This window comes from Alistipes senegalensis JC50 (assembly GCF_025145645.1).
Taxonomy (GTDB): domain Bacteria; phylum Bacteroidota; class Bacteroidia; order Bacteroidales; family Rikenellaceae; genus Alistipes; species Alistipes senegalensis.
In genome coordinates this window covers 2,338,800-2,363,572 of record NZ_CP102252.1, presented here as the reverse complement: position 1 = coordinate 2,363,572, position 24,773 = coordinate 2,338,800, and the positions used below count along the sequence as shown (strand labels likewise).

21 protein-coding genes and 1 tRNA gene are annotated in these 24,773 nt (G+C 60.8%); 17 read left to right on the top strand and 5 right to left on the bottom strand.

The window, feature by feature from the left end; all coding sequences use genetic code 11:
• Positions 1-73: 73 nt before the first annotated feature.
• Both groL and NQ519_RS09190 read right to left on the bottom strand, forming a co-directional pair.
• Positions 74-1,705, bottom strand: a complete 1,632-nt coding sequence (gene groL / locus NQ519_RS09195; RefSeq protein WP_019151442.1) for a chaperonin GroEL — start codon at positions 1,703-1,705, stop codon at positions 74-76.
• A gap of 16 nt (positions 1,706-1,721) precedes the next feature.
• Positions 1,722-1,991 carry a co-chaperone GroES gene (locus NQ519_RS09190; RefSeq protein WP_010264892.1) on the bottom strand — a complete coding sequence of 90 codons (270 nt, stop codon included), beginning with the start codon at positions 1,989-1,991 and terminating at the stop codon, positions 1,722-1,724.
• Positions 1,992-2,225: 234 nt separating this feature from the next.
• On the opposite strand from NQ519_RS09190, the gene NQ519_RS09185 reads away from it, so the two are divergent.
• Positions 2,226-2,301, top strand: a tRNA-His gene (locus NQ519_RS09185).
• A 380-nt stretch (positions 2,302-2,681) separates the two neighbouring features.
• Here NQ519_RS09185 and crcB read toward each other — a convergent pair.
• On the bottom strand, positions 2,682-3,059 hold the full coding sequence (gene crcB, locus NQ519_RS09180; RefSeq protein ID WP_019151443.1) for a fluoride efflux transporter CrcB: 378 nt from the start codon (positions 3,057-3,059) through the stop codon (positions 2,682-2,684).
• Positions 3,060-3,275: 216 nt separating this feature from the next.
• Between crcB and NQ519_RS09175 the strand changes: the two genes are divergently transcribed.
• The 11 genes from NQ519_RS09175 to NQ519_RS09125 all read left to right on the top strand — a co-directional run bounded on the left by NQ519_RS09175 (position 3,276) and on the right by NQ519_RS09125 (position 12,695).
• Positions 3,276-3,578 carry an urease subunit gamma gene (locus tag NQ519_RS09175; protein ID WP_026076677.1) on the top strand — a complete coding sequence of 101 codons (303 nt, stop codon included), beginning with the start codon at positions 3,276-3,278 and terminating at the stop codon, positions 3,576-3,578.
• A gap of 17 nt (positions 3,579-3,595) precedes the next feature.
• Positions 3,596-4,123, top strand: coding sequence for an urease subunit beta (locus NQ519_RS16300; RefSeq protein WP_019151445.1), 528 nt, complete (start codon positions 3,596-3,598; stop codon positions 4,121-4,123).
• Between the two features lie 5 nt (positions 4,124-4,128).
• Entirely contained in the window at positions 4,129-5,847 is a 1,719-nt protein-coding gene (locus tag NQ519_RS09165; protein ID WP_019151446.1) for an urease subunit alpha, read from the top strand.
• Between the two features lie 75 nt (positions 5,848-5,922).
• Positions 5,923-6,498 carry an urease accessory protein UreE gene (locus tag NQ519_RS09160; RefSeq protein WP_019151447.1) on the top strand — a complete coding sequence of 192 codons (576 nt, stop codon included), beginning with the start codon at positions 5,923-5,925 and terminating at the stop codon, positions 6,496-6,498.
• A gap of 10 nt (positions 6,499-6,508) precedes the next feature.
• Entirely contained in the window at positions 6,509-7,201 is a 693-nt protein-coding gene (locus tag NQ519_RS09155) for an urease accessory protein UreF (RefSeq protein ID WP_019151448.1), read from the top strand.
• A gap of 206 nt (positions 7,202-7,407) precedes the next feature.
• Positions 7,408-8,079, top strand: a complete 672-nt coding sequence (gene ureG / locus NQ519_RS09150; RefSeq protein WP_019151449.1) for an urease accessory protein UreG — start codon at positions 7,408-7,410, stop codon at positions 8,077-8,079.
• The gene (locus NQ519_RS09145; protein WP_019151450.1) at positions 8,076-8,990 is read left to right on the top strand and encodes an urease accessory protein UreD; all 915 of its coding nucleotides are present in this window, start codon (positions 8,076-8,078) and stop codon (positions 8,988-8,990) included. Before ureG ends, NQ519_RS09145 begins: the two co-directional genes overlap by 4 nt.
• 31 nt (positions 8,991-9,021) lie before the next feature.
• A complete protein-coding gene (gene yut / locus NQ519_RS09140) occupies positions 9,022-10,065 on the top strand; it encodes an urea transporter (RefSeq protein ID WP_019151451.1) in 1,044 nt (347 codons plus the stop codon).
• Between the two features lie 68 nt (positions 10,066-10,133).
• Positions 10,134-11,120, top strand: a complete 987-nt coding sequence (locus tag NQ519_RS09135) for an energy-coupling factor ABC transporter permease (RefSeq protein WP_019151452.1) — start codon at positions 10,134-10,136, stop codon at positions 11,118-11,120.
• A complete protein-coding gene (gene cbiQ / locus NQ519_RS09130) occupies positions 11,117-11,932 on the top strand; it encodes a cobalt ECF transporter T component CbiQ (RefSeq protein WP_026076679.1) in 816 nt (271 codons plus the stop codon). Before NQ519_RS09135 ends, cbiQ begins: the two co-directional genes overlap by 4 nt.
• A gap of 1 nt (position 11,933) precedes the next feature.
• Complete coding sequence (locus NQ519_RS09125; protein WP_019151454.1) at positions 11,934-12,695, top strand: energy-coupling factor ABC transporter ATP-binding protein; 762 nt, start codon at positions 11,934-11,936, stop codon at positions 12,693-12,695.
• Between the two features lie 3 nt (positions 12,696-12,698).
• Here the strand turns inward: NQ519_RS09125 and NQ519_RS09120 are convergent, their stop codons facing one another.
• The gene (locus tag NQ519_RS09120; RefSeq protein WP_019151455.1) at positions 12,699-14,663 is read right to left on the bottom strand and encodes an MFS transporter; all 1,965 of its coding nucleotides are present in this window, start codon (positions 14,661-14,663) and stop codon (positions 12,699-12,701) included.
• A 188-nt stretch (positions 14,664-14,851) separates the two neighbouring features.
• On the opposite strand from NQ519_RS09120, the gene NQ519_RS09115 reads away from it, so the two are divergent.
• Both NQ519_RS09115 and NQ519_RS09110 read left to right on the top strand, forming a co-directional pair.
• Positions 14,852-16,738, top strand: coding sequence for a TonB-dependent receptor plug domain-containing protein (locus tag NQ519_RS09115; RefSeq protein ID WP_019151456.1), 1,887 nt, complete (start codon positions 14,852-14,854; stop codon positions 16,736-16,738).
• 15 nt (positions 16,739-16,753) lie between these two features.
• Positions 16,754-18,244, top strand: coding sequence for a nucleoside hydrolase (locus NQ519_RS09110; RefSeq protein ID WP_019151457.1), 1,491 nt, complete (start codon positions 16,754-16,756; stop codon positions 18,242-18,244).
• Positions 18,245-18,387: 143 nt separating this feature from the next.
• Here the strand turns inward: NQ519_RS09110 and NQ519_RS09105 are convergent, their stop codons facing one another.
• Entirely contained in the window at positions 18,388-21,522 is a 3,135-nt protein-coding gene (locus NQ519_RS09105) for an efflux RND transporter permease subunit (RefSeq protein ID WP_019151458.1), read from the bottom strand.
• Positions 21,523-21,702: 180 nt separating this feature from the next.
• Here NQ519_RS09105 and NQ519_RS09100 point away from each other — a divergent pair, with 180 nt between their 5' ends.
• The 3 genes from NQ519_RS09100 to NQ519_RS09090 are packed head-to-tail and all read left to right on the top strand — an operon-like array spanning position 21,703 to position 24,738.
• Positions 21,703-22,992, top strand: a complete 1,290-nt coding sequence (locus tag NQ519_RS09100; protein ID WP_044118767.1) for an alpha/beta hydrolase-fold protein — start codon at positions 21,703-21,705, stop codon at positions 22,990-22,992.
• Positions 22,993-23,005: 13 nt separating this feature from the next.
• A complete protein-coding gene (locus tag NQ519_RS09095) occupies positions 23,006-24,034 on the top strand; it encodes a sensor histidine kinase (protein WP_019151460.1) in 1,029 nt (342 codons plus the stop codon).
• Positions 24,031-24,738, top strand: coding sequence for a LytR/AlgR family response regulator transcription factor (locus tag NQ519_RS09090; RefSeq protein WP_019151461.1), 708 nt, complete (start codon positions 24,031-24,033; stop codon positions 24,736-24,738). Before NQ519_RS09095 ends, NQ519_RS09090 begins: the two co-directional genes overlap by 4 nt.
• Positions 24,739-24,773: the final 35 nt, after the last annotated feature.

Here is a 24,773-nt window from a genome sequence, read left to right as displayed (position 1 = left end):
CGCGAAGGTAATAAAAAAAGCGGGGCGGATGGAAATATTCTTCCACCCGCCCCGCTTCAGGTAATGTGCGGAATTACATCATGCCGCCCATGCCGCCTCCGGGCATTGCCGGCATGGCGGGAGCCTCCGATTTCTTCTCGGCCAACACGCACTCCGTGGTGAGGAACATCGAAGCGATCGACGCGGCATTCTCCAATGCGACGCGCGACACTTTCGTCGGGTCGATGATACCGGCCTTCATCATGTCCTCGTACTTGTCGTCGCGGGCGTTGTAACCGAAGGCGTCCTTGCCCTCCTTCACCTTGTTAACGACCACCGAACCCTCGCCGCCGGCGTTCGCAACGATCTGGCGCAAAGGCTCCTCGATGGCGCGTTTCACGATCTGGATACCCGTCGTCTGGTCCTCGTTGTCGCCCTTCATGCCTTCAAGAGCCGCCGTGGCGCGGATGTAAGCCACACCGCCGCCCGGGACGATACCCTCTTCGACGGCTGCACGGGTTGCGGCCAGCGCGTCGTCCACGCGGTCTTTCTTCTCCTTCATCTCGACCTCGGTAGCGGCTCCGACGTAGAGCACGGCCACACCGCCGGCCAGCTTGGCCAGACGCTCCTGCAACTTCTCCTTGTCGTAGTCCGACGTAGCCTTCTCGATCGAAGCGCGGATCTGCGCCACGCGCGCAGCGATCTCCTCCTTCTTACCGGCGCCATCGACGATGGTGGTGTTCTCCTTGTTGAGCGTCACCTTGTCGGCCGAACCCAGCATAGCCAACGTGGCATCCTCGATCTTCATGCCCTTGTCGGCCGAGATCACGGTACCGCCCGTCAGCACGGCGATATCCTCCAGCATCTCTTTGCGGCGGTCGCCGAAGCCCGGAGCCTTGCAAGCGGCGATCTTCAACGTACCGCGCAGTTTGTTGACCACGAGTGCCGAAAGAGCCTCGCCATCGACATCCTCGGCGATGATCAGCAGCGCACGGCCGCTCTGAGCCACCGGCTCCAGCACGCCCATCAGCTCCTTCATCGTCGAAATCTTCTTGTCCGTAATCAGGATATAGGGTTTTTCGAGCTGAGCCTCCATCTTCTCGGTGTCGGTGATGAAGTAGGCCGAGATATAACCGCGGTCGAACTGCATGCCCTCGACCACCTCGACATGGGTTTCGGTGCCCTTGGCCTCCTCGACGGTGATGACACCCTCCTTGTTAACCTTGGCCATCGCCTCGGCAATCAGCTTACCGATATTCTGGTCGTTGTTGGCCGAAATGGTGGCCACCTGCTCGATCTTGGCGAAATCCGAACCGACCTCCTGGCTCTGCTTGCGAAGCGACTCCACAACCTTCGCAACGGCCTTGTCGATACCGCGTTTCAGATCCATCGGGTTGGCGCCGGCCGTCACGTTCTTCAGGCCCACACCGATAATCGACTGCGCCAGCACGGTCGCGGTCGTCGTACCGTCGCCCGCATCGTCATTGGTCTTCGAAGCGACCTCCTTGACCATCTGGGCGCCCATGTTGGCGAAAGCGTCCTCCAGCTCGACCTCCTTGGCCACGGTCACGCCGTCCTTGGTGATCTGCGGAGCGCCGAATTTCTTGTCGATAATGACGTTGCGGCCTTTGGGGCCCAGCGTTACCTTGACGGCGTTCGACAGCGCATCGACACCCTCCTTGAGCAGTTCGCGCGCCTCTACATTGTATTTGATATCTTTTGCCATGACTGTATGCGAATTATTAGATGATTGCCAAAATATCGTTCTGTTTCATGATGAGGTAGTCTACGCCATCGACCTGGATCTCCTGACCGGCATACTTGCCGTAGAGGACCTGATCGCCCACCTTGACCTCCATCTTGACCTCCGAAGTGCCGGGGCCCACTGCAACGACCTTGCCTGCCAGCGGTTTTTCCTTTGCCGTGTCGGGGATGATCAATCCTCCGGCTGTCTTCTCCTCCGCGGGATTCGGGAGAACCAGCACACGGTCCGATAACGGTTTTACATTCATAGCTTTTACGTGTTTTAAGTTTTTATATGTGTTTTTTCAGTTGCTTTCGCACCCCCGTATCCATCAATAGGTGTGCCAACCGTTTTTTGGCAGGTTTTGCGTGACAAACGAGCAGAGGGGACTGCCATTTTGTCACCCGATGCGTTTTCCCGAAGATTTTTAAGCCGAAAATTTTGCACGGACCGAAAAAACATATTACATTTGCATCCCGATACGACGAGTACGTATCGACACGGTGGATGTAGCTCAGTTGGTTAGAGCGTCGGATTGTGGTTCCGAAGGTCGAGGGTTCGAGCCCCTTCTTCCACCCTGGAGGCGCAGGATAGGAAAGCGCACAAAAGAGCAAAAGTCTTATATATCGTTGATATATAAGGCTTTTTCGTTTTTAAGCCGCACAGCGGATGTTCCTCGCCGAGTTTTCGAAATACTGCGACAAACGGCAGCGAGAGGTCGGAACACGTATCACACAAGTAACTTGTAACAAATACCACCGCCTACTCCGATACTTGACCGAATATACCAGGCAACGGTATCGGAAAGACGACCTGCCGCTGAATGTCGTCGATAGCCTGCACCTGCCCGGTCAGACGGATGTCTGCGGCTCCGACATTCCCTTTCAGCCGGCATACATGGCGCATTCCGGCCGATTCGGTGCGTTTCGCTTCGGGACGGGTGTGCCGGCGACAGCCGCTATACCGTCTTTATCAGCGAGCGTCCCAGCCACACGAGTACCAGCCCCAGGACGAAACTCAGACCGACGTAAAGACCGAAATAGAGCCAGTGTTTCTGTTGCAGGAGCAGGTACATGTCGTCGGCAAACGACGAAAAGGTGGTGAAACCGCCGCAGAAGCCGGTGATCAGGAAGACGTTCATCGACGGTGAGATGACATGGGTCTTTTCGGCCAATCCGAAGAAAATACCGATCACGAAACTGCCGATAACATTGACGGCGAACGTACCCCACGGAAAAGCAGAAACCGTAATGACATGGGCCAGTTTTCCCGTCAGAAAGCGCAGGCATGTGCCGATAAAACCGCCGAGTCCTGCAAGCATCATCGCTTTGAACATAATTCACACGTTTTTGGTTGATTCTATCATTCGGATTCTTTCCCGGACAAATTCAATGCCACCGGGACTTCCGCTTTTTCGCCGCGAATCGCCGCGGGAGGACTTTTGGCATCCTATTTGGAATTCCGCAGATCAGTACCGGCAGACTGCTGCCCCGGCGGGATACGTATGGCCGTCGGGGATGCGGAGCCGGATTAATCGTAAAAATCGTTTACTATGCACTTGACACCGAAAGAGATTGACAAGTTGATGCTGCTTTCGCTCGGCATGATCGCCGAACGGCGGATGAAAAAAGGGCTGAAACTGAATTATCCGGAGGCCGTAGCCTATATCACGTCCACGGCATTGGAGGGCGCGCGTGAAGGCAAGACCGTGGAAGAGGTTATGAAAGGGGCGGCCAGCGTACTGAAAAAAAGCGATGTCATGGAGGGCGTCGCCGACATGATCGACCTGTTGCAGGTCGAAGCCGTATTTACGGACGGCTCCCGTTTGGTGAGCATCCACCATCCTATCAAGTAATTCTAAAAATCCCGATTATGAGTACGAAAAATCCCGCCCCTGCGAAAAATCAGGCACAGGCGGCGAGTCTCTATCCGAATGAACCCGGTTTCAAGCCCGCAAAGCCCGTAGCCGTCGGAGGAGTAATCCTGATGAACGCCCCGATCGAGTACAACACCGGCCGCAAGACCGTGCAGCTTGTCGTGCGCAACACCGGCGACCGTCCGGTTCAGGTCGGTTCGCATTTCCATTTCTTCGAAGTCAACCGTTACCTGGAATTCGACCGCGACGCCGCTTTCGGCTGTCACCTGAACATTCCCGCAACGACCGCCATCCGTTTCGAACCGGGCGACCAGAAAGAGGTCGAGGTCGTGGCCTATTCGGGCAAACGCCGCGTGATCGGCTTCAACGGGCTGGTGATGGGATACACGGGCGACGAGGATGCGCCCACCTATTTCCCTGCACGCATGCACGCCACGCGCAAAGTCCGGCACGCAGGCTTCAAGACCGTTTCGGAAAGCGATGCCGAGGCCGCTATGAAAAAAGGCAACAACACTAAAAAATAGAGGATATGGCAACAATTTCACGTCAGGAATACAATAACCTGTTCGGTCCCACCGTCGGCGACAAAATCCGGCTGGGCGACACCGATCTTTACGTCGAGATCGAAAAAGACTTGCGCGAATACGGCGACGAGGTCGTCTACGGCGGCGGCAAAACCATCCGCGACGGTATGGGGCTGGCCAATACGATGACTTCGAAGGAAGGGTCGCTCGACCTCGTGATCACCAACGTGACGATCATCGACGCCAATCTGGGCGTCGTGAAGGCCGACGTGGGTATCAAGGACGGGAAAATCGCCGGTATCGGCAAGGCGGGAAATCCCAATATCATGCACGGCGTGCATCCCGATCTGGTGACCAGCACCGCGACCGACGCAATATCGGGCGAGCACCTGATCCTGACAGCGGCCGGCATCGACGGCCACGTGCACATGATCTCCCCGCAGCAGGCTTACGCCTGTCTGAGCAACGGCATTACGACACTGTTCGGCGGCGGAATCGGCCCTACGGACGGCAGCAACGGCACCACCATCACTTCCGGCCGCTGGAACATCGAACGTATGCTGGAGGCAATCGAGGGGCTTCCGGTGAACGTCGGTCTGCTGGGCAAGGGCAACTGTTCGATGAACCAGCCGCTCGAAGAGCAGATCGAGGCCGGAGCCTGCGGCCTGAAAATTCACGAGGACTGGGGTTCGACCCCCGCTGCGATCCGCGCCGCGCTGGGTGTCGCCGACCGTTTCGACGTGCAGGTGGCCATCCACTCCGACACGCTCAACGAAAGCGGATACGTCGAGGACACGATCGCCGCCATGGACGGCCGCACGATCCACACCTACCACACCGAAGGCGCCGGCGGCGGACACGCCCCCGACCTGCTGAAAGTGGCGTCGATGCCCTACGTGCTGCCTTCATCGACCAATCCCACCCTGCCGTTCGGCGTCAATTCCCAGGCCGAGCTGTTCGACATGATCATGGTCTGCCACAACCTCAATCCGAAGATTCCGTCGGACGTGGCCTTCGCCGAGAGCCGCGTGCGCCCCGAAACGCAGGCCGCGGAGAACGTGTTGCACGACCTGGGCGTACTGTCGATGGTCTCGTCCGACTCGCAGGCCATGGGCCGCATCGGCGAATCGTTCATGCGTACGTTCCAGATGGCGTCGTTCATGAAAAACGCCTGCGGCAAGCTCGCCGAGGATGCCGACGGAAACGACAACTTCCGCGTGCTGCGCTACATCGCCAAGATCACGATCAACCCGGCCATCACCTACGGTGTGTCCGACTACCTCGGATCGGTCGAAAAAGGCAAGGTCGCCGACCTCGTCCTCTGGGAGCCGCAGTTCTTCGGCGCCAAGCCCAAGATGGTCATCAAGGGCGGTCTGATCAACTGGTCGAACATGGGCGATCCCAATGCGTCGCTCCCGACGCCGCAGCCGTGCTACTACCGTCCGATGTACGGCGCTTTCGGCCGCACGCTGCCCGAGACCTGCCTCTCGTTCGTATCGAACGCCGCATTCCAGAGCGGCATCAAGGAGCGTCTCCACCTGCACCGCATGGTGCAGCCCGTGCGCCGCACCCGCCAGCTCACCAAATACGACATGGTGCGCAACGGAGGAATGCCGAAGATCGACGTGAATCCCGAAACGTTCGACGTGCTGGTCAACGACATCCGGGCCTACGTCAAGCCGGCCGACAAATTCCCCCTGAGCCAGCTGCTCTGGTTCAGTTAGACACCCGTCCGATTCCGGGGGCGGCCCGCACGGCCGCTCCCGGGGGTCGGTGCAAACTCCCAAAACACACATACGATGAAAATCTATACGGAAATCATAGGCAACCTGCACGACCCCGAATGGGCGGAGAGAGCGCGGGGAGCCGAGATCGAATTTATCGATCTCGACCAGTGGACGGCCCAGAAAAGCCGCTTCGCGGTCAAAGGCGACCGGGAAAACGAATACGCCGTGGCATTGAAACGCCACTCGCAGATGCTCGACGGCGACATCATCGAATACCTGCCCGAACAGCGCCGCATCGCGGCCATCCGCATCCGGCTCAACGACGTGCTGGTCGCGGACCTTTCGGATCTGGCACGCCAAACGCCGGAAACGATCATCCACATCTCGGTGGAACTCGGCCATGCCATCGGCAACCAGCATTGGCCCGCCGTGGTCAAGGGAACGAAGGTCTACATCCCGCTGACGGTGGACAAGAAAGTGATGGACAGCGTGATGCGCACACACCATATCGAAGGCGTCGCCTGGTCGTTCCAGCCCGGCTCGGAGGTGATTCCCTACCTGGCGCCCCACGAAATCCGGCGTCTGTTCGGCGGTACGGGCCCCGACAGCGACGTACACCACCATCACGAACATGCGCATGCGCAGTAAACCGACACCCATGACCGACAACGCGACAACCGTCATGCGGCTGCTCGAATTCACCGACTCGGCCTTTCCGGTCGGGACCTTCTCTTTCTCCAACGGGCTGGAAACGGCCGCCGAAGAGGGACTGGTGTACGACGCCGCGACGCTCGAACAATACGCGCAGGACATCGTCCGGCAGGCCGCCTTCACCGACGGAGTCGCGGCGCTGCACGCTTTCCGCAGCTATAACCTCGGTTATTACGAGGGCATCCTCAATGCCGACCGTCAGGCCCTCCTCTGCAAGATGAACGCCGAGGCGCGGCTGATGACCCGGCGTATGGGCAAGAAGCTGGCCGAGCTGTCGAAACAGATCTTTCCCGATGAAACCGCAGCGCAGTGGCTCGGCGACATCGCCGGAGACCGCACTCCCGGTACTTATCCCGTGGCACAGGGGATCGTATTCGCGGCCTGCGGAATCTCCGAAAAGGAGCTTTTCTGCTCCCACCAGTACGGTGTGGTCAACATGGTCGTGAGCGCGGCCCTCCGCTGCGTGCGCGTGTCGCACTACGACACGCAGCGCATCCTGTTCCGGACCGCCGAAAAGCTCGGGGAACTCTATGACACGGCGAGCGACATGGATTTCGACGACATGTACACCTTCGTGCCGCAGATCGACATTCTCGCCTCGCTGCACGAAAAGGGAACCAAACGGATGTTCATGAACTGACCCGCTTAAGAAGCGGGTTTTACAGGCGCGGGCTTAAAAAGCCCGATTTAGGGGAGAAGGCAGGCCGGAGCGCATCCGTTCCCAATGTGCGCCCGGACTCTTTCCGAAAGCCGGTCATTGCGAGCGAACGGATGCGAGCGCGGCAATCCGAATCCGGTGCCACCCGAAAACAGAATGAACTTATACACAAACAGAAAGATAAAATTATGAGCGACAACACAACTTGCAGAATCGGAATCGGCGGCCCCGTGGGCTCCGGCAAGACAGCGCTGATCGAAGCGATCACCCCGCGGCTTCTGGACATGGGCTACAAGGTGCTGGTGATAACCAATGACGTAGTGACCACGGAAGACGCCAAGCACGTGCGTAAAATGCTGAAGGGCATTCTTGTCGAGGAGCGGATCATCGGCGTCGAGACCGGTGCGTGTCCCCACACGGCCGTGCGCGAGGACCCCTCGATGAACATCGCGGCGGTCGAGGAGATGGAGGCCCGGTTTCCCGACGGCGACGTGGTGCTGATCGAGTCGGGCGGCGACAACCTCACCCTCACGTTCAGCCCTGCGCTGGTGGATTTTTTCATCTATGTGATCGACGTGGCCGCAGGCGACAAGATTCCCCGCAAGGACGGCCCGGGAATCTCCCAGTCCGACATTCTGGTCATCAACAAGACCGACCTGGCCCCCTATGTCCATGCCGACCTCGAAGTGATGCGGCGCGACTCCGAGCTGATGCGTCCGGGCAAACCGTTCGTATTCACCAACTGCATGACGGGCGAAGGGATCGACGAACTGGTCGCCCTGATCCGCCGGATGGCGCTCTTCGACCTCGACAACGACAAAGAGAAAGTTCCGGAACCCCTAACCGGCGCCCCACGATGAATTTCGCAGCAGCCAAAGAGATGAGCCCCTACCTCGAAGAGCCGAAGGCGATGCCCGTCGGCACTCCGGGGAAAATGGGATACCTCTATCTGGGATTCGAGCTCGACGGCGACGGCAGGTCGATCATGCGCGACCTGGACCGGCATGCGCCGCTGATCGTCCAGCAGGAGCTCTATTTCGACGAAGGCATGCCCGAGATGCCGTGCGTTTACATCCTGTCCTCGGGAGGCCCCAACGTGGACGGCGATCGCTACGAACAGCGTTTCGTCGTCCGCGAAGGCGCCTATGCCCACATTTCGACCGGAGCGGCGACCAAACTGGCCGAGATGCGCTACAACTATTCGGGACTGACACAGGTGTTCGAACTCGAAGAGAACGCCTATCTGGAATACCTGCCCGAACCGACCATCCCGTGCCAGCACACGCGGTTCATCGCCGACACGGCGATCCGCATCGCGCCGTCGGCCACGCTGTTCTATTCGGAGATTTACATGAGCGGCCGGAAGTATTTCGACCGGGGCGAGACTTTCCAGTACGACATCCTCTCGGTCTGCTCCCATGCCGAACGCCCCGGCGGGAGGCAGTTGTTCCGCGAAAAATTCATCATCCGGCCCGAAATGCACCCGCCCTCGACGCTCGGCGCGATGAACGGGTATGACGTTTTCGCCAACGTGATCGTGCTGACGCCTCCGGAACACGCCGACGGCATCTACGAACGGACGGAGGCATTCATCGACCGCGGCCGCCGGCTGGCCGCCGGTATCACGCGACTGCCGAACGAAGCGGGACTGCTCTATAAGGTTTTGGGCGAGGAGACGGCACCCGTGAAGAAACTCGTCCGCGAATTCTGCTCCTCGGTCCGGCAGGAAATCAAGGGCAAACCTTTGCCCGAAGAGTTTCCTTGGCGATAAAAACTTGGATTAACGGTTAAACAATGCAAATATGGCAAATACGATCGCTCGATCCGAAGGGGCCGGCGGAGGTTCCTTCGATTTTATCAAAATTCTGCTGCGCGGAACCGGGCAGGTGATGTTTCAAAACAGCGCATGGACCGGACTGCTGTTCATGATCGGCATTTTCTGGGGTGCGTACGCCGAAGGCCAGGGACTCGTCGCCTGGGGCGCCCTGCTGGGCGTGATCGTCTCGACGGTAACGGGTTACATCCTCGGATTTCCGGCCAGGGACGGCGAACAGGGACTCTGGGGCTTCAACGGCGTGCTGGTGGGATGCGCGTTTCCCACGTTCATGGGCAACACCGTCTGGATGTGGCTGGCGCTGGTGCTCTGTGCGGCGCTGACGACATGGGTGCGCACGGGGTTCAACAACGTGATGGCGCCTTGGAAGGTCAATTCGTTCACCTTCCCGTTCGTTTTCTGCACATGGATGTTTCTGCTCGCGGCGCGCGCCATGCACGGGCTTCCGACGACCCACATGGCCGATCCGGCGCTTCCGGCGGCCTTTCCGGCGCTGGAGAACATCCGTTTCGGCGATCTGGCGGTTTACTGGCTGAAAGGTATCGGACAGGTCTTTCTGATCGATTCGTGGGTGACGGGAATCTGTTTCCTCGCAGGATTGTTCCTTTGCAGCCGCTGGGCGGCGCTCTGGGCCGCGATCGGCTCGGCGCTGGCGCTGCTGACGGTCGTCGCGCTGAAAGCGTCGGGCCCGGACATCTCCGAAGGACTTTACGGATACAGCCCCGTGCTGACGGCCATTGCGCTGGCAACGGTGTTCTACAAACCGAATTTCCGTTCGGCGTTGTGGGCCGTGCTAGGGATCTTGACGACGGTGTTCGTCCAGGCCGGCATGTATGTGCTGATGGCGCCCGTCGGAATCGCCACCCTGACCGGGCCGTTCTGCATCACGACGTGGCTCTTCCTGCTGCCGCTCGTCAGGTTCGACGACGAGGAGAAACCCGACCATTCGAACTGGTATCCGGAGAACAAGAAGCATCTGGCGGCGCAGCAGCCGGGCGCGAAAACGAAATAACCGTCCGCCCGTCCGGCAACGGCCGGACCGGGGCGGTCTGAAAACCTGAAAAACAACAGACTATGCACATGTCCGACGCACTGGTCTCCCCGCCGGTATTCGCCGTTACGGGAGCCATATCGCTGGCCCTACTCGGAACGGCAATCCGGAAAGTCAGGCGTCCGCGCAACGACCGCCCCGAACCCGACGGGCGGGACGAGCACATCGTTCCGCTGATGGGCGTGATGGGCGCCTTCATCTTCGCTGCCCAGATGATAAATTTCTCCATCCCGGGAACGGGTTCGAGCGGCCATCTGGTCGGCGGCATCCTGCTCTCGGCGATACTGGGCCCCTGGGCCGCGCTGATTACGCTGGCTTCGGTGCTGGTGATTCAGTGTCTCGTCTTTGCCGACGGCGGCTTCATGGCCCTGGGCGCCAATATCCTCAACATGGCGGCATTGTCGTGTCTGGTGGCCTATCCGCTGCTGTTCAGGCCGCTGATGAAGCCCGGCGCATCGCCGGGGCGGATCATCGCCGCGTCGGTGCTCGCCTCGGTGGCCGGTCTCGAACTGGGCGCATTGGCCGTGACGATCGAAACCGAAGCGTCGGGCATCACCGCGCTGCCGATGGGGCAGTTTCTGCTGTTCATGCTTCCGATCCATCTGTTCATCGGCATCGGCGAGGGGCTGGCCACGGCGGCGGTGATCTGCGTCGTGCAGCGCTATAAGCCCGAACTGTTGTACGGCATCCGCCGAGCGAGCGCCCCCGGAAGACGGAGACTCGGAAAAGCCCTTGCGGCGATCGCGCTGGCGGCACTGCTGATCGGCGGGTCGTTCTCGTGGATCGCCTCGTCCGATCCCGACGGACTGGAATGGTCGATCGCCAAAACGGCGGGCCGGGCCGAACTGGAACCTGCGTCCGACGGCCTGCACCGGAGAGCCGCCGCCATTCAGGAGAAAACGGCCGTGATACCCGACTACAACACGACGTTTGCGGGAATCGTAGGAAGCGGGGCCATTTTGCTGGCCGTATTCGGCGCCTCCTGCCTGTTCCGCGCCGGACAAAGGCAGGAATGAAAAACAGACTGCAACATGTGCTTTGTGCGTTGGACGCGATGGAGCGGACCGCGCGGATGCAAAGTCCGCTCCATCGCACGGATGCCCGGGCCAAGCTGCTCGTTACAGTGGTTTTTCTCGTGACGATGCTCTCCGTGCTGCCATACCGGCTTCCGGAACTGCTGCTGTTTTTCATCTTCCCGATCTTCACCTGCGCGATGGGCGGCCTGCGTTACGGACCGATTTTCCGGCGGTCGCTCGTCGTGCTGCCGTTCGTCGCCTTCATCGGCGTTTTCAACCTTTTCTACGACCGCGAGCCGGTTTTCCGGATGGGTGCGCTGGTCGTCACCGCCGGCTGGATATCGTTCCTCTCGATCATCCTGCGCGGCCTGCTGTCGGTGCAGGCGCTGCTGGTGCTGATCGGCAGCACCGGGTACTACCGCCTTTGCCGGAGTTTGCAGCAGCTCGGCGTGCCGGCCGTTTTCACCACGCAGCTGCTTTTCGTCTACCGTTACCTTTTCGTCCTGATCGAAGAGGCCGCAGCCATGCAACAGGCCCGCGACGCGAGGAGTTTCGGCCGCAAATCCTACCCGCTCAAAGTCTGGGGAACGCTCGTCGGGCAGCTGCTGATCCGCACCTTCGACCGGGCCGAACGGATCAGCCGGGCGATGCTCGCCCGCGGATTCACGGGACGCATCCCGGAGGGGATGTCCGAACGTCCGGCATGGAAAATGCGCGATACCCTGTTTCTCGCCGCATGGTGCTCGGCACTCGTCCTGCTGCGCCTGTGCCGTCCGGCCGAAAACTTCTCGATGCTGATAAACAACTTCTGACATGAGCCACCACTACCTCCGGTTCGACGATGTGCATTACCGTTATCCCAACGGTTACGAAGCGCTCTGCGGCGTCTCGTTCCGCATCACGCACGGGGAGAAGGTCGCCTTGGTCGGGGCCAACGGAGCCGGGAAATCGACTCTGCTGCTGCACACCAACGGATTGCTGATGCCCTCGCAGGGCGGAGTGGTCTTGGGCGGGATCGCGCTCACGCGCAGAACGCTGCCGCTGGTGCGGCAATCCGTAGGGCTGGTGTTTCAGGATTCGGACAATCAGCTCTTCATGCCCACGGTCGAAGAAGACGTGGCCTTCGGACCTTCGAACATGCGTCTCGAACCCGAAGAGATCCGCCGCCGCGTCACGGAAGCCCTCGACGCCGTCGGTGCGCTCGATCTGCGCGGGGAGTCGCCCTTCCGGCTTTCGGGCGGACAGAAGAAGCGCGTTGCGATAGCGACGGTCCTTGCGATGGAGCCGTCGGTGCTCGTCATGGACGAGCCGACCTCGAATCTCGATCCCCGCGCCCGGCGGCAGATCATCGACCTGATACGCCGTTTCAGCCACACGACGCTGATCGCCACGCATGATATGGAGATGGTGCTCGACCTTTGCGACCGGACGATCGTGATGAAGGAGGGGCGGATCGTGGCCGACGGCAGTACGCGGCACGTATTCGGCGATCTGGCCCTGCTCGAAGAGTGCGGACTGGAACAGCCCTGCGAACTGCGGATGAAACGCGCGCTGAAAAAGGAGTACGCCCCCTGACGGTCAGTCGCGCCGGATCTCGGGACGAACGGACCGCCCCCGGTCGGGAAGCACCTCCCGGCCGACGACAGCCGTAACCAACGCCCCGGCGAGCAGTACGCCGATCGTCACCCAAAGCACCAGCGAAGCCCCGCCCCACTTGAGCAGCATCGGGATGAAGACGACGCCGGCGACGGCGCCCAGTTTGCCGAAAGCCGCGGCCAGCCCCGCGCCTGCGCCGCGCTCGGCGACGGAGTAGATTTGGGGCGGAATGATGAACGTCATCAGGTGGGGGCCCGCATTGAGGAACAGTTCGAAGAGCATGAACCCGGACACGGCGGTCCAGACCGGCCAGCGGAATTCGTAGGCCGCCAGCAGGATGGCCATGCCCGCGGCGCAGAGGACAAAGCCCCACGTCTGGGTCCGCACGTGGTACCAGCGGTTCACGAGCAGCAGGCCCAGTACGAATCCCGGCAGGATGCAGAGGTTGATCCATGTGGTCAGCAATACCGAATCGGTGATCCGGGCAAAGGCCGACTCGGACCCCGTTTCCAGCCCCAGCGCCATGACCAGCACGGGCAGGAAAACCCCGATGCCGTAGACGCCCAATCCCTCGCAGGCCCACGGAATGCCGCTGAAAATCACTTTCTTCACCTGGCCCGATTTGAAGAGGTCGCTCCAAGCCGCCTTCGGCATCTGCGTTTTGTTCGGGCGGTTGCGGATCTCGCCGATCTCCACGTCCGGTCCCAGAAAATAGCGCACGGCCTCTTCGGCTTCGGATATTCGCCCGTGGGCGATGAGCCATCCGGGACTCTGTTCGAAACGGATGCGGCAAAGCAGCATGACGACCGCCATGAATGCGACGAGCAGCAGCAGCCGGTTCCAGAGGTGCGGATCGCCCCACTCCCGCAACAGGAAGAAGCAGACGGCCGCCGCCGCGATGCTGCCCAGCGACGACGCGGCTTTCGCCACGCCGACCATCAGCAGTCTCCACCGCCGGGGCATGATCTCGGAGATATAGTCCGAATCGAGGCTGTAACCGCCTCCGATGCCCAGTCCCATGAAAAACAGCCCCGTGACCAGTCCGAAGAGATCGGCCGTGAAAAAGGTGAACAGCGAGGCCGCGAGGATGAGCGCGGGGCAGAAGCGGAAGAAAAACAGGTATCCCTTTTTATCGCTCCACGCTCCGAACAGCACCGAACCGACCATGATTCCGACGAGACTGGTCGCCGCCACGAGTCCCTGTTGCAGGGAGGTAAGTCCGGGATGCCGGAAAATCTGAATCATCGGCAGTATGACGCCGACCAGCGTCGCCAGCCCGGCTCCGGTGATCTGTCCGAGCGAGGCGACGACAAGCACTCTGAAATGGCCCCAACGCAGGGGCATCGTGTCCATGTTCATATTTTTATCGGTAACCGTGTTTGCGTATTCCTGCGGGTAGAGCCATCTGTTCCACCGTTCGAGCAGCCACAGCAGCGCAATGCCCACCACGACGCCGACGACCGATTCGGTAAAGCGCAGCAGGCAGTTCACGGCCGGCGAGACGTGGGGCGTCATCTGCGAGACGAGCAGGATGATGAGCAGCGTAATGGTGGCGATACGGCCGTTCCGGTAGATTCCGACCAGCATGCAGAGCATCTCCAGCACGAAGACCGAAGCGAGCATCCCCACGATCGAGAAGGGCCACATTTTGAGATATGTGTAGGCGACGAGCGCCCCGAGGAAGGTTCCCAGCACCCGGGTCCATCCGGTGCGCAGCGAAGCCTTGTAGCTGTTCGACTGCAAGACGACCACCAGCGACGTGCAGGCCAGCATGGCCCCCATCCAGCGCGACGCCTCGTGAAGCGATCCCGTTATGTAGACGCCCGTCAGATAAGCCAGCAGAACACCGATGCAGGAGACGAACGAGACGGAAGGGTGCATGCGTCCGACGGCATCGCGCAGGTGCTGCCGGACCCGTAACAGGATCGGTTGCCGGGTGTTTTCCATAATGAGCGGTTTATGCGGCTCAGAACAAGAAACGCGCCGAAAGAAAAACCGTCCGTCCGGTCCGGAGCATTTCCGGGATTCGCACTTTCCCGCTCCGGCGGCGGATTTTGGAACAAGAATTGGTGAAGGACGAAAATACGCTGCAAAAAGAGAGTGACGAATGTCCAAGTAAAACATAATGCGAGAAGATGAAGTCCAAACTGTTTGTCCTGCTGCTGTCGGGCAGCATCGTCCCTGTATGCGCCCTGCGGTCGGAGACTGCCGACAGCCTGCGCAATGCGAAAACCTATCCGATCGGGGAGGTCGTGGTCACGGGAACCCGGCATGAAACCGACATCCGGCACTTGCCGATGACCATCTCCGTCGTCGGACGGCAGAAGATCGCCGAGGGATTCCGGCCGTCGCTGCTGCCGACGCTGACCGAGCGGATTCCGGGACTGTTCGTCACGGGACGCGGCATCATGGGATACGGCGTTTCGGGCGGGGCCGCCGGGCAGATGACGCTGCGCGGCGTCGGCGGAAGCCCCACGACGGGGCTGCTGGTGCTGATCGACGGGCATCCCCAGTACATGGGGCTGATGGGGCATCCGATCGCCGACGCCTATCAGTCGATGCTGGCCGACCGGGTCGAGGTCGTGCGCGGCCCCGCTTCGGTGTTGTACGGCTCGAACGCCATGGGCGGCGTCATCAATATCGTGACGCGCAAGATGCACGAAGACGGGGTCAAAACCGACCTCCATGCCGGTTACGGCTCCTACAACACGCTGGAAACCGAGGTCACGAACCAGATTCGGGCCGGACGTTTCACCAGTACGGTGACCGGCTCTTACAACCGCACCGACGGCCATCGCAGGAACATGGGATTCGAGCAGTACGGCGGTTACGCCAAACTGGGATACCGGATCACGGAACGGTGGGACGTTTACGCCGACGTGAACCTCACGCATTTCAATGCCCAGAACCCGGGCGCCGTTTCGGCACCCATTCTCGACAACCGCCAGCGCATCACCCGCGGCATGACATCGTTCGCTCTGCGCAACGACTACGGCAAGACCTCCGGAACCCTGAGTTTCTTCTACAACTGGGGCCGGCACAGAATCAACGACGGATACTCGCCCGGCGAAGAGCCGCTGAACTACCGCTTCAACTCCCGCGACAGGATGCTGGGCGTATCGTGGTATCAGAGCGTCACGCTTTTCAGCGGCAACCGCCTGACCGTGGGTGCAGACTGGCAGCATTTCGGCGGCAAGGCGTGGAACACCTTCACCGACGGCGCTCCGGATAAAACCACGGCCGACAAAACAATGGACGAGGCGGCCGTATACATCGATTTCCGCCAGAGCCTGACGCACTGGCTGACGCTCGACGCCGGGCTGCGCCTCGACCACCACTCGCACGCGGGCACGGAGTGGGTGCCGCAGGGCGGGCTGTCGTTCCTGCTTCCGCACAATGCCCAGATCAAGGCGATGGTCAGCAAAGGATTCCGTTTCCCGACGATCCGCGAAATGTATATGTTCCCGCCGCAGAATCCCGATCTGAAACCCGAAAAACTGATGAACTACGAACTTTCATTCACACAGCGCGTGTCGGACGGGGCGCTTTCGTACGCGATCAGCGTCTACTACATCGACGGCGACAACATGATCCAGACCGTTCCGGTGGACGGACGCCCGAAAAACATCAATACGGGCCGGATCGAGAACTGGGGCGCCGAGGGCGACGCGGCCTGCCGCATAAACCCCGCGTGGGCCGTTTCGGTCAATTACAGCTACCTCCACATGGCCTATCCGGTGGTCGCAGCCCCCGAACACAAACTCTACGCCGGGGTCGATTTTTCGCGCAGACGCTGGAAGGCATCGACGGGCGTGCAGTATATCCACGGACTTTACACCTCGGTCAAACCCGTGGCCAAGGATAATTTCGTGCTGTGGAACGCCAATGTCACTTTCCGCGCGACCCGTTGGCTCGATCTGTTCGTGCGGGGCGAAAATCTGCTGGCGCAGCGTTATGAGATCAACGCCGGGTTCCCCATGCCGAAAGCCACGGCGCTGGGCGGCATGAATGTCAATTTCTGAATACGATCCGAGACCATGACAATCCGTCCGTACTTTTTCCGCCGGGGCCTGCTGGCAGTCATCCTGTCGGTCCTCCTCGCCCCCTGCCATGCGCATTCGGGCAAAGCCCGTTTCCACGCCGTCATCGACACCGACGGCGCCGCCGACGACCTGCGCACCCTCTGCATGCTGCTGGGCAACCGCGAAGTCGAGGTGCTCGCCGTCACGACTTCGGAAGGCGCGCTGCTTCCCGACAGCGCCGCCGTACGTGTGCGTGCGCTGCTCGACTCCTTCCACCACGAAGGCGTTCCGGTCGGCGCGGGACGTGCGGCGAATGCCCCCGCACCGATGTGGCGCGCCCACTCCGAGGCCGTGGACTGGGGCGATGCCGCAGCCGCGGCAACCGCCGGAACCGGCTTCCCTGCGGCGCCGGCATTGATCGCCGAAACCCTCGGAGAAGAGGAGGAGAAGGTCGTTTTCATCGCCCTCGGGGCTTTGACGAATCTATGCGACGTTCTGCGGGAAAATCCCGCTTCCGGCGCGCGGATCGACCGGGTCGTCTGGTACAACAGCCGGACCGGGCCGCTCTCCGGAGCCAATTTCGAAACGGATAGCACCGCCTCCCGTTATGTGCTGGCGAGCGGCGTGCCCGTAACGGTCGTGTCGGCAAATCCGGCCTGCCCGGTCGTCGTTACGCCCGCCCTGATCGACTCGGTGGCGGCCGTGCCGAACGTCTACGCCCGGAAAATCGCCGCGACGCACCGCACGCCCCCGCTGGCGAAGCTGGTCGGCGAACGTCATCTGGAAGCCTGGGACGATCTGGTCGCGCTCTGGCTGTTCGCCCCGGAGCTGTTCTCTTCCCGGAAGCTGAGCGGAACGGTTCAGGCGTGCGAACTGTCGGACAAGGTCCCGGCGGAGGAGGTGCAGACCCGGCTGACGGCGATCCTCCGGGGAAAACCCGACAGCGAGAGCCGGGTGTTCTACGGCTTTCCGGTACGGCATGCGCTGTATGCGGCGGATGTCGTTCCGATCATCGACTCGGCGATCGCCCGCCACGGAGTGAGCGAATGGCGTGCGGGCGTGCTGACCAACGAACTGCACGGTCATCTGGGAATATACGCCACGATCGGCGTCAAGATGGGAATCCGCGCCCGTGAATATTTCAATATCGGAGTGGACGATATTCTGGTGACGACTTATGCGGGGCATAATCCGCCGATAAGCTGCATGAACGACGGCTTGCAGGTAGGTACGGGAGCCTCCGTGGGACACGGGCTGATTACCGTCGCGGAAAACGTCACGCCGCGGCCCGAAGCCCGTTTCACCTTCAAGAACAAGACGGTACGGCTGGTGCTGAAACCCGGGTACGCCGACCGTATCCGCCGGGACGTGAAACGGGGAATCGAACTTTACGGCAATCTGACAGAGCCCTACTGGCAATACGTGCGGGCCCTGGCGCTGCAATACTGGCTCGACTTCGACCGGCACGAGATATTCGACATGTACGTCGGGGAGAACACGCCCTGAAAACGGGCCGAACCCCGGATACGAAACATTCCCGGAGTCCAGCCCGCTATGCAGCGGTCTCGCTGCGTCGTAAACTCGACCAGCAAGATGTCGCAAAGAAGCCCGGGACGATGCGGCGGAGATCCGGAAACAATCGTACGGCGTTATTCGGACGCCCGGAAACGTCCGGGCAGGAACCGCTCCTGCAAATACCGGAAGATGATGAACAACGCCGGCACGATAAAGAGCAGTGCCAGCGTGCCGGTCAGCATGCCGCCGACCGTACCCACGCCGACCGAAATGTTGCCGTTGGCGCCGACACCCTGCGCGAACATCAGCGGCAACATGCCGAAAATCATCGTGAGCGAGGTCATCAAAATAGGACGCAGCCGGGCTTTGGCCGCCGACATGGCCGCCGCCGCGATTCCCATGCCCTGCTGTCGGCGGTCGGAGGCGTACTCCGTAAGCAGAATGGCCGTTTTGGCGAGCAGGCCGATCAGCATGATCAGCCCCGTCTGCATATAGATATTGTTTTCAAGCCCCCACAACTGCGCGAAGACGAAGCTGCCGGCCAAACCGAACGGCACGGCGAGGATGACGGCGAACGGGATGAAGAGGCTTTCGTAAAGTGCGCAGAGAATCAGATAAATGAAGAGGATGCAGACGATGAAGACCATCGTGGTGGCATTGCTCGTCGAAGCCTCCTCACGCGACATGCCGCCGAACTCGTAGCCGTATCCTTCGGGCAAGGCGCTCTTCGACACCTCCCCGATCGCCCGAATGGCCTGTCCCGAACTGTACCCTTCGGCCGGTGCGCCGTAGACGGCGACAGCCGAAAAGAGGTTGAATCGCGAAAGGCTCTCCGAGCCGTAGACCTTCGTGAGCGTCAGGTATTGCGACAGGGGCGACATCCCGCCCGCGGCATTGCGCACGAACAGATCGTTCAGCGCCTCGGTGTCGAGCCGGTATTCGGGCGAAGCCTGCACCATGACGCGGTAGAGTTTGGTGAAGCGGTTCAGATTCGACGAATAGCTGCCGCCCACATACCCCGCAAGGGTGCTGAGGACATCGGCGGGCGACACGCCGTTGCGCTTGCACAAGGCCGCATCCACCTCGACCCGGTACTGCGGGAATTTGGTATCGAACGTCGTGTAGGCGCGCGATATTTCCGGTCGTGCGTTCAGGGCGTCGATAAATGCGCGGGTATATCGCAGCAGGTCTTCCACGCTGCCGCCCTTGCGGTCCTGCACGTAAAGTTCGAAACCGTCGCTTTGGCCGTATCCGGAGATCATCGGAGTGGTGGAGACACGTATCTGCGCCGTCTTGATGCCGTCGGTGCGGCGGTAGATCTCCGCCATGACCGAGGCTATGTCGTCGCCCTTCTTCGTGCGCTCGCTCCAATTTTTCAGCCGGACGGAAAACGATCCGGCCGACGACGACTGGTTGTGCCGGGTGTCCTTGCCCGTAACGCGCGAATAGATCTGGATTTGCGGAATGTCGCGGATGGCCGCTTCGATTTCGTCCATGATGCGGTCGGTCTCTTCCAGACTGCTGCCGGGCGAAGTCTGCACGCCCACGTTGATCGTGCCCATGTCCTCCTGCGGCACGAGGCCCGTTTTGGTAACGCTCATCAGCCAGACCAGCACACCGCACGCCGCGACGATGCTCCCGACGGCGATTGCCTTGCGGCGGAACAAAAAGGACACGCCCCGCAGGTATTTCTGCTGTACGCGGCGGAACGAACGATCGAAAGCCGCATGGAATCGGTCGGAGAAACCCGGCATCTCCCCGCTCGCGGCATCGGCGCGGGGCCGCAGGATGAGCGCGCAGAGCGCCGGGCTGAGCGTCATGGCATTGAGCAGCGAGATGGCGACGGCGACGGCCATCGTCAGTCCGAATTGCGTGTAGAACGTTCCGGTCGTGCCGCCCATGAAGCTGACGGGGATGAACACGGCCATGAAAACGATCGTCGTGGTCATCAGCGCCGAGGTCAGCCCGCCCATCGCATCCTCCGTGGCCCGATAGACGGAGACGTATCCTTCGTCGAACTTCGCCTGCACGGCCTCTACGACCACGATGCTGTCGTCCACCACGGTGCCGATGACCAGCACCAAGGCGAAAAGCGTCAGCAGGTTCAGGCTGAACCCGACGACGTAAAGGAATGCGAACGTTCCGATCAGCGACACGACGATGGCCAGCGACGGAATGAGCGTGGCCCGCAGGTCGTGGAGGAAGAGATAGACCACCAGGACCACCAGAACGATGGCGATAAGGAGCGTCTCGACCACATTGGCAATCGAGGCATCGAGAAAATCCTTCGTGCTGGTGATGTCGGTCAGCACCATGCCTTTGGGGAGCGACGAGGCGATGTCGGCCGACACTTCGTCGATCTCTTCGATGATCTCGTTGGCGTTCGAGCCGGAGGTCTGGGCCATCATGCAGTTAGCGCCGGGATGTCCGCTCGTCTGACTGAGCATCGTATAGTTCTCGGCACCGAGTTCGATGCGGGCCACGTCTTTCAGCCTCAGCACGCTGCCGTCGGGCAGCGAGCGTATGACCATGTTCTCGTAGTCGGCCTCCTCCTCGTAACGGCCGCGGTATTTCAGCACATACTGAAACGTATTGGCCGATTCGGCTCCCAGCGTCCCCGTCGGGGATTCCACATTCTGCTCGGCCAGCACCGCGGCGATGTCCGAGGGCATCAGTCCGTACTGCGCCATCTTCGACGGATCGAGCCAGATGCGCAGCGAATAGCTGGCGCCCCAGATATTCACCTCGCCCACGCCCGCGATACGCGACATCCGAGGCTCGATGTTGATCTTCATGTAGTTGGTCAGGAAGTTGGCATCGTAACGGTCGTCGGGCGAATAGAGCGATATGGCCTTCAGCGAATTGTTCTGACGCTTGCGCACCGTCACGCCCGCCTTCGTGACTTCGGCCGGAAGCAGCCCCTGCGCCGAAGCCACGCGGTTCTGCACGTTGACCACCGACATGTCGGGGTCGGTGCCCTGCCGGAAGTAGACGTTGATGGTGGCCGCACCGGTGTTGGTGGCCGTCGAGGTCATATAGATCATGTTCTCCACACCGTTGAGCTGCTCCTCGAGGGGCGTGACGACGCTCTTCATCACCGTCTCGGCGTTGGCTCCGGTATAGGTGGCGCTGACGCGCACGGTGGGAGGGGCGATGTCGGGAAACTGTTCGACGGGCAGACGGCTCAGGCCGATCAGCCCGACGATGACGATGGCCACGGAGATGACGCCCGAAAGGATCGGACGGTTTATGAATGTGCGAACGTCCATGATTGCATTTTTTGTCGTATGACAAAAATAGTCATAAGCGTCACCTCCCGGCCCGCGATCCCGCAATCCGGGGGTAAAGCGGCCCGATCCGGGGGTGAACGGCCGGACGCTTTTGCCGGCTTTCCTGAAAAAAGGAAGTATCTTTGCATCATAGGATGCGTCATTCAAAATTACGGAACCATGAAAAAGAGAACTATTTTCACGCTGCTCCTGTCAGGAGCCGCAGGTTTGGCGCAAGCCGCCGCCCCGACCGGACACGTACAATCCGCCACGGCCGTCAGCCGCGTACTGGGCGACGGCCGCAAGGTGGAAACCGTCGTGCTGGAGTACGACGCCCCCGTCCGCGACAAGAGCCTGACGGCCGAAAGCTATGCGGTCGAGGGCCGGGAGGTGACGCGCATTTACGCCAACACGGTCCCCGAACGGGCCGAAAAGGGGACGGACGGACGCTATGTCGTTATCGAACTGAAGACGGAAGTCGATCTGAATGCACAGCCCAAGCAGCCCACCGAAGCCGACATGGAAAAGAAGCGGGAGCGCGACCGGATGCAGGGAGGCCCCGGACTGCGGGCCGGCTGGAGCACGGGCGGCGACGACGAATATCCGGGCGACGCCACGGCGTATCAGATTGCGGACATCAGGACGGCGAAGGGCAAAACCTATGCGGCGAGCGACGCCCCCATCAAGACCACCGAAGAGATCTGCCTGGTGGCCGACGATTTCCGGCAGGAGGAGTTCGTGAGCCCCTATACGGGTCAGACGCTGCCCTACAACATCTACCTGCCCGAAGACTACGACCCGGCGGAAAAATATCCGCTGGTGCTCTTCATCCACGACGCCGGGGCGGCGAGCGGCCCCGTCACGCAGACGCTCTACCAGGGCAACGGCGCGACCTCGTGGGCCGAACCCGAGGCGCAGGCCCGACATAAGTGCATCGTCGTGGCTCCCGAATATCCGGTCATTACCGTTGACGACAACTGGAATTACAGCCACCATCTCGACACCACGATCGAATTGCTGAAAGACCTGCAAACGCGCTATTCCGTCGATCCCGACCGGATCTACGCCACCGGACAGTCGATGGGCTGCATGTCGTCGATCGTGATGATGCTCAAGGAGCCCGACCTCTTCGCCGGAGCGCTGCTCGTGGCCGGCAAATGGAATCCCGAACTGATGGGCCCGCTCGCCGACCAAAACATCTGGATCATTTCATGCGAGGGCGACGCATCGTCGAACACCCTGCAAAGCCGGGCCGTCGAGAAGTGGCGCGGGCAGGGCCATAGCGTCTCAGAGGCCACGTGGGACCTGACAGCCTCGCCCGAAGAGCTCTCCGCCGAAGCCGACAAGATGCGCGCCGGGGGCGGCCACCTGCTTTTCACCTACCTCACGGGCGGCAGCCACCGCGCCACGTGGTTCGTGGCCTACGGCATCGAAGGAGTGCAGGAGTGGCTTTTCGAGCAGCACAAATAGCTTTCTCCGGACGATGAAAAACGCCTCTCTGTATATCGACCTCGCTTTTTGCCTCGGGTTCCTGCCGCTGATGATCTTCGCCTTTCCGGTGGAGCGGTGGTGGGGAACCTATCCCGTGTTTTTCTGCTCGTTCGTCGGCTGGCTCTATGCCACCTATTTCTCCTACAAATACTTCATCGTTCCGCGGCTGTTCCACAAAGGCAGACCGCGCATGTACGCCCTGACGGCGATTGCCGTCTCCCTGCTGGTCACGTTCCTCTTCTCGTCCTACGAAATATCGTCGCCGTTCTACCATGTCCGGCAGCAGCTGGCGGCGATTCCCGTTCCGAGCTGGGGCGCGCGGCAGAATCAGCAGGCCATCTGGCTGCATTATATCATCGTCGTGATCTTCTGCTTCGCCGTCGGCATGCTGACGGAAGCCTACCGCCAGCGGCTGGCCCGCGAGGAGGTGGAGTACGAACGCAACAAAGCCGAACTTGCGCTCTACAAGGCGCAGATCAACCCGCATTTTCTGTTCAACACGCTCAACGCGCTCTACGGATTGCTCATCACCCGTTCCGACAAGACCGAAGCGACGCTGGAACGCTTCATCAACCTGACGAAATACATGTACAACAACGCCAATCGCGATTTCATACCGCTCGGCGAGGAGGTGGAGTACATCGACCAGTATATCGCCTTGCAAACCTTGCGGCTGAACGGATTCGCCGAGGTCCGCTTCGACCGCACGGTCGAGCACAACGCGATGTCAGTGCCGCCCATGCTGCTGATTACGTTCGTGGAAAATGCGTTCAAGTACGGCATTTCGTCCAACGAACCTTGCTTCGTCCGTATCCGGCTCCGCCAGCAGGGCTCCACGCTCCGCTTCGAAGTGGAAAACTCCGTTTTCGGGCGGGAGTCGCAAAACTCGAAACGCATGGGCATCGCCAACTGCCGCAAGCGCCTCGCGCTGCTCTATCCCGACCGGCACCGGCTGGAGACCGGCACGGATGCCGACGGTCTGTTTCGCGTCCGGCTCGAAATTCAATCCCCCGCCCTATGATCCGCTGTATCGCCATCGACGACGAACCCATCGCCCTGAGCATCGTCCGCCAGTACTGCGAACGCCGGGGCGGCATCGAGCTGGAAACTTACAGCTCGCCGCGGGCCGGCATGGCCCGCGTGAAAGAGTGGCGGCCCGACGTGGTTTTCCTCGACATCGAGATGAACGGCACGTCGGGCATCGAACTCGCCCGCGAACTGCCGCCCGCCTGCTGCCTCGTCTTCACCACCGCATACGCCCATTACGCACTCGACGGCTTCGAGGTCGATGCCGTCGATTTCCTGCACAAGCCCTATTTCTACGAACGTTTCGAGCGTGCCATGCAGAAAGCGGAAGAGTGGCTGCGGATGCACGACCTGCTGCGGATCGCGGAGTCGGCCTCCCGCAGCCTGGTTCTGAAAGCGGATTACAAGAACGTATCGATCGCTGTCGATACGATTCTCTACATCGAATCGCTGGACAACTACGTCCGGGTACACACCATCGACGGCGCGACCGTTACGTCGAAAATCTCCCTGCGCGCCGTCGAGGAGCAGCTCCCGGACGGGGAGTTCATCCGCATCCACCGCTCGTTCGTCGTGCCCGAGAAGCGTATTGCGAAGTTCTCGAGCACCGAAGTCGTGCTGTCGAAATGCGGCAAACGGCTGCCGGTGGGCAAAACCTATTCGGAAGCGGCAATGGCCGTCTTGAGCCGGGAAAAGTGATTTTTCAGGCCCTGATGCTTGGCGGGTCGAATATT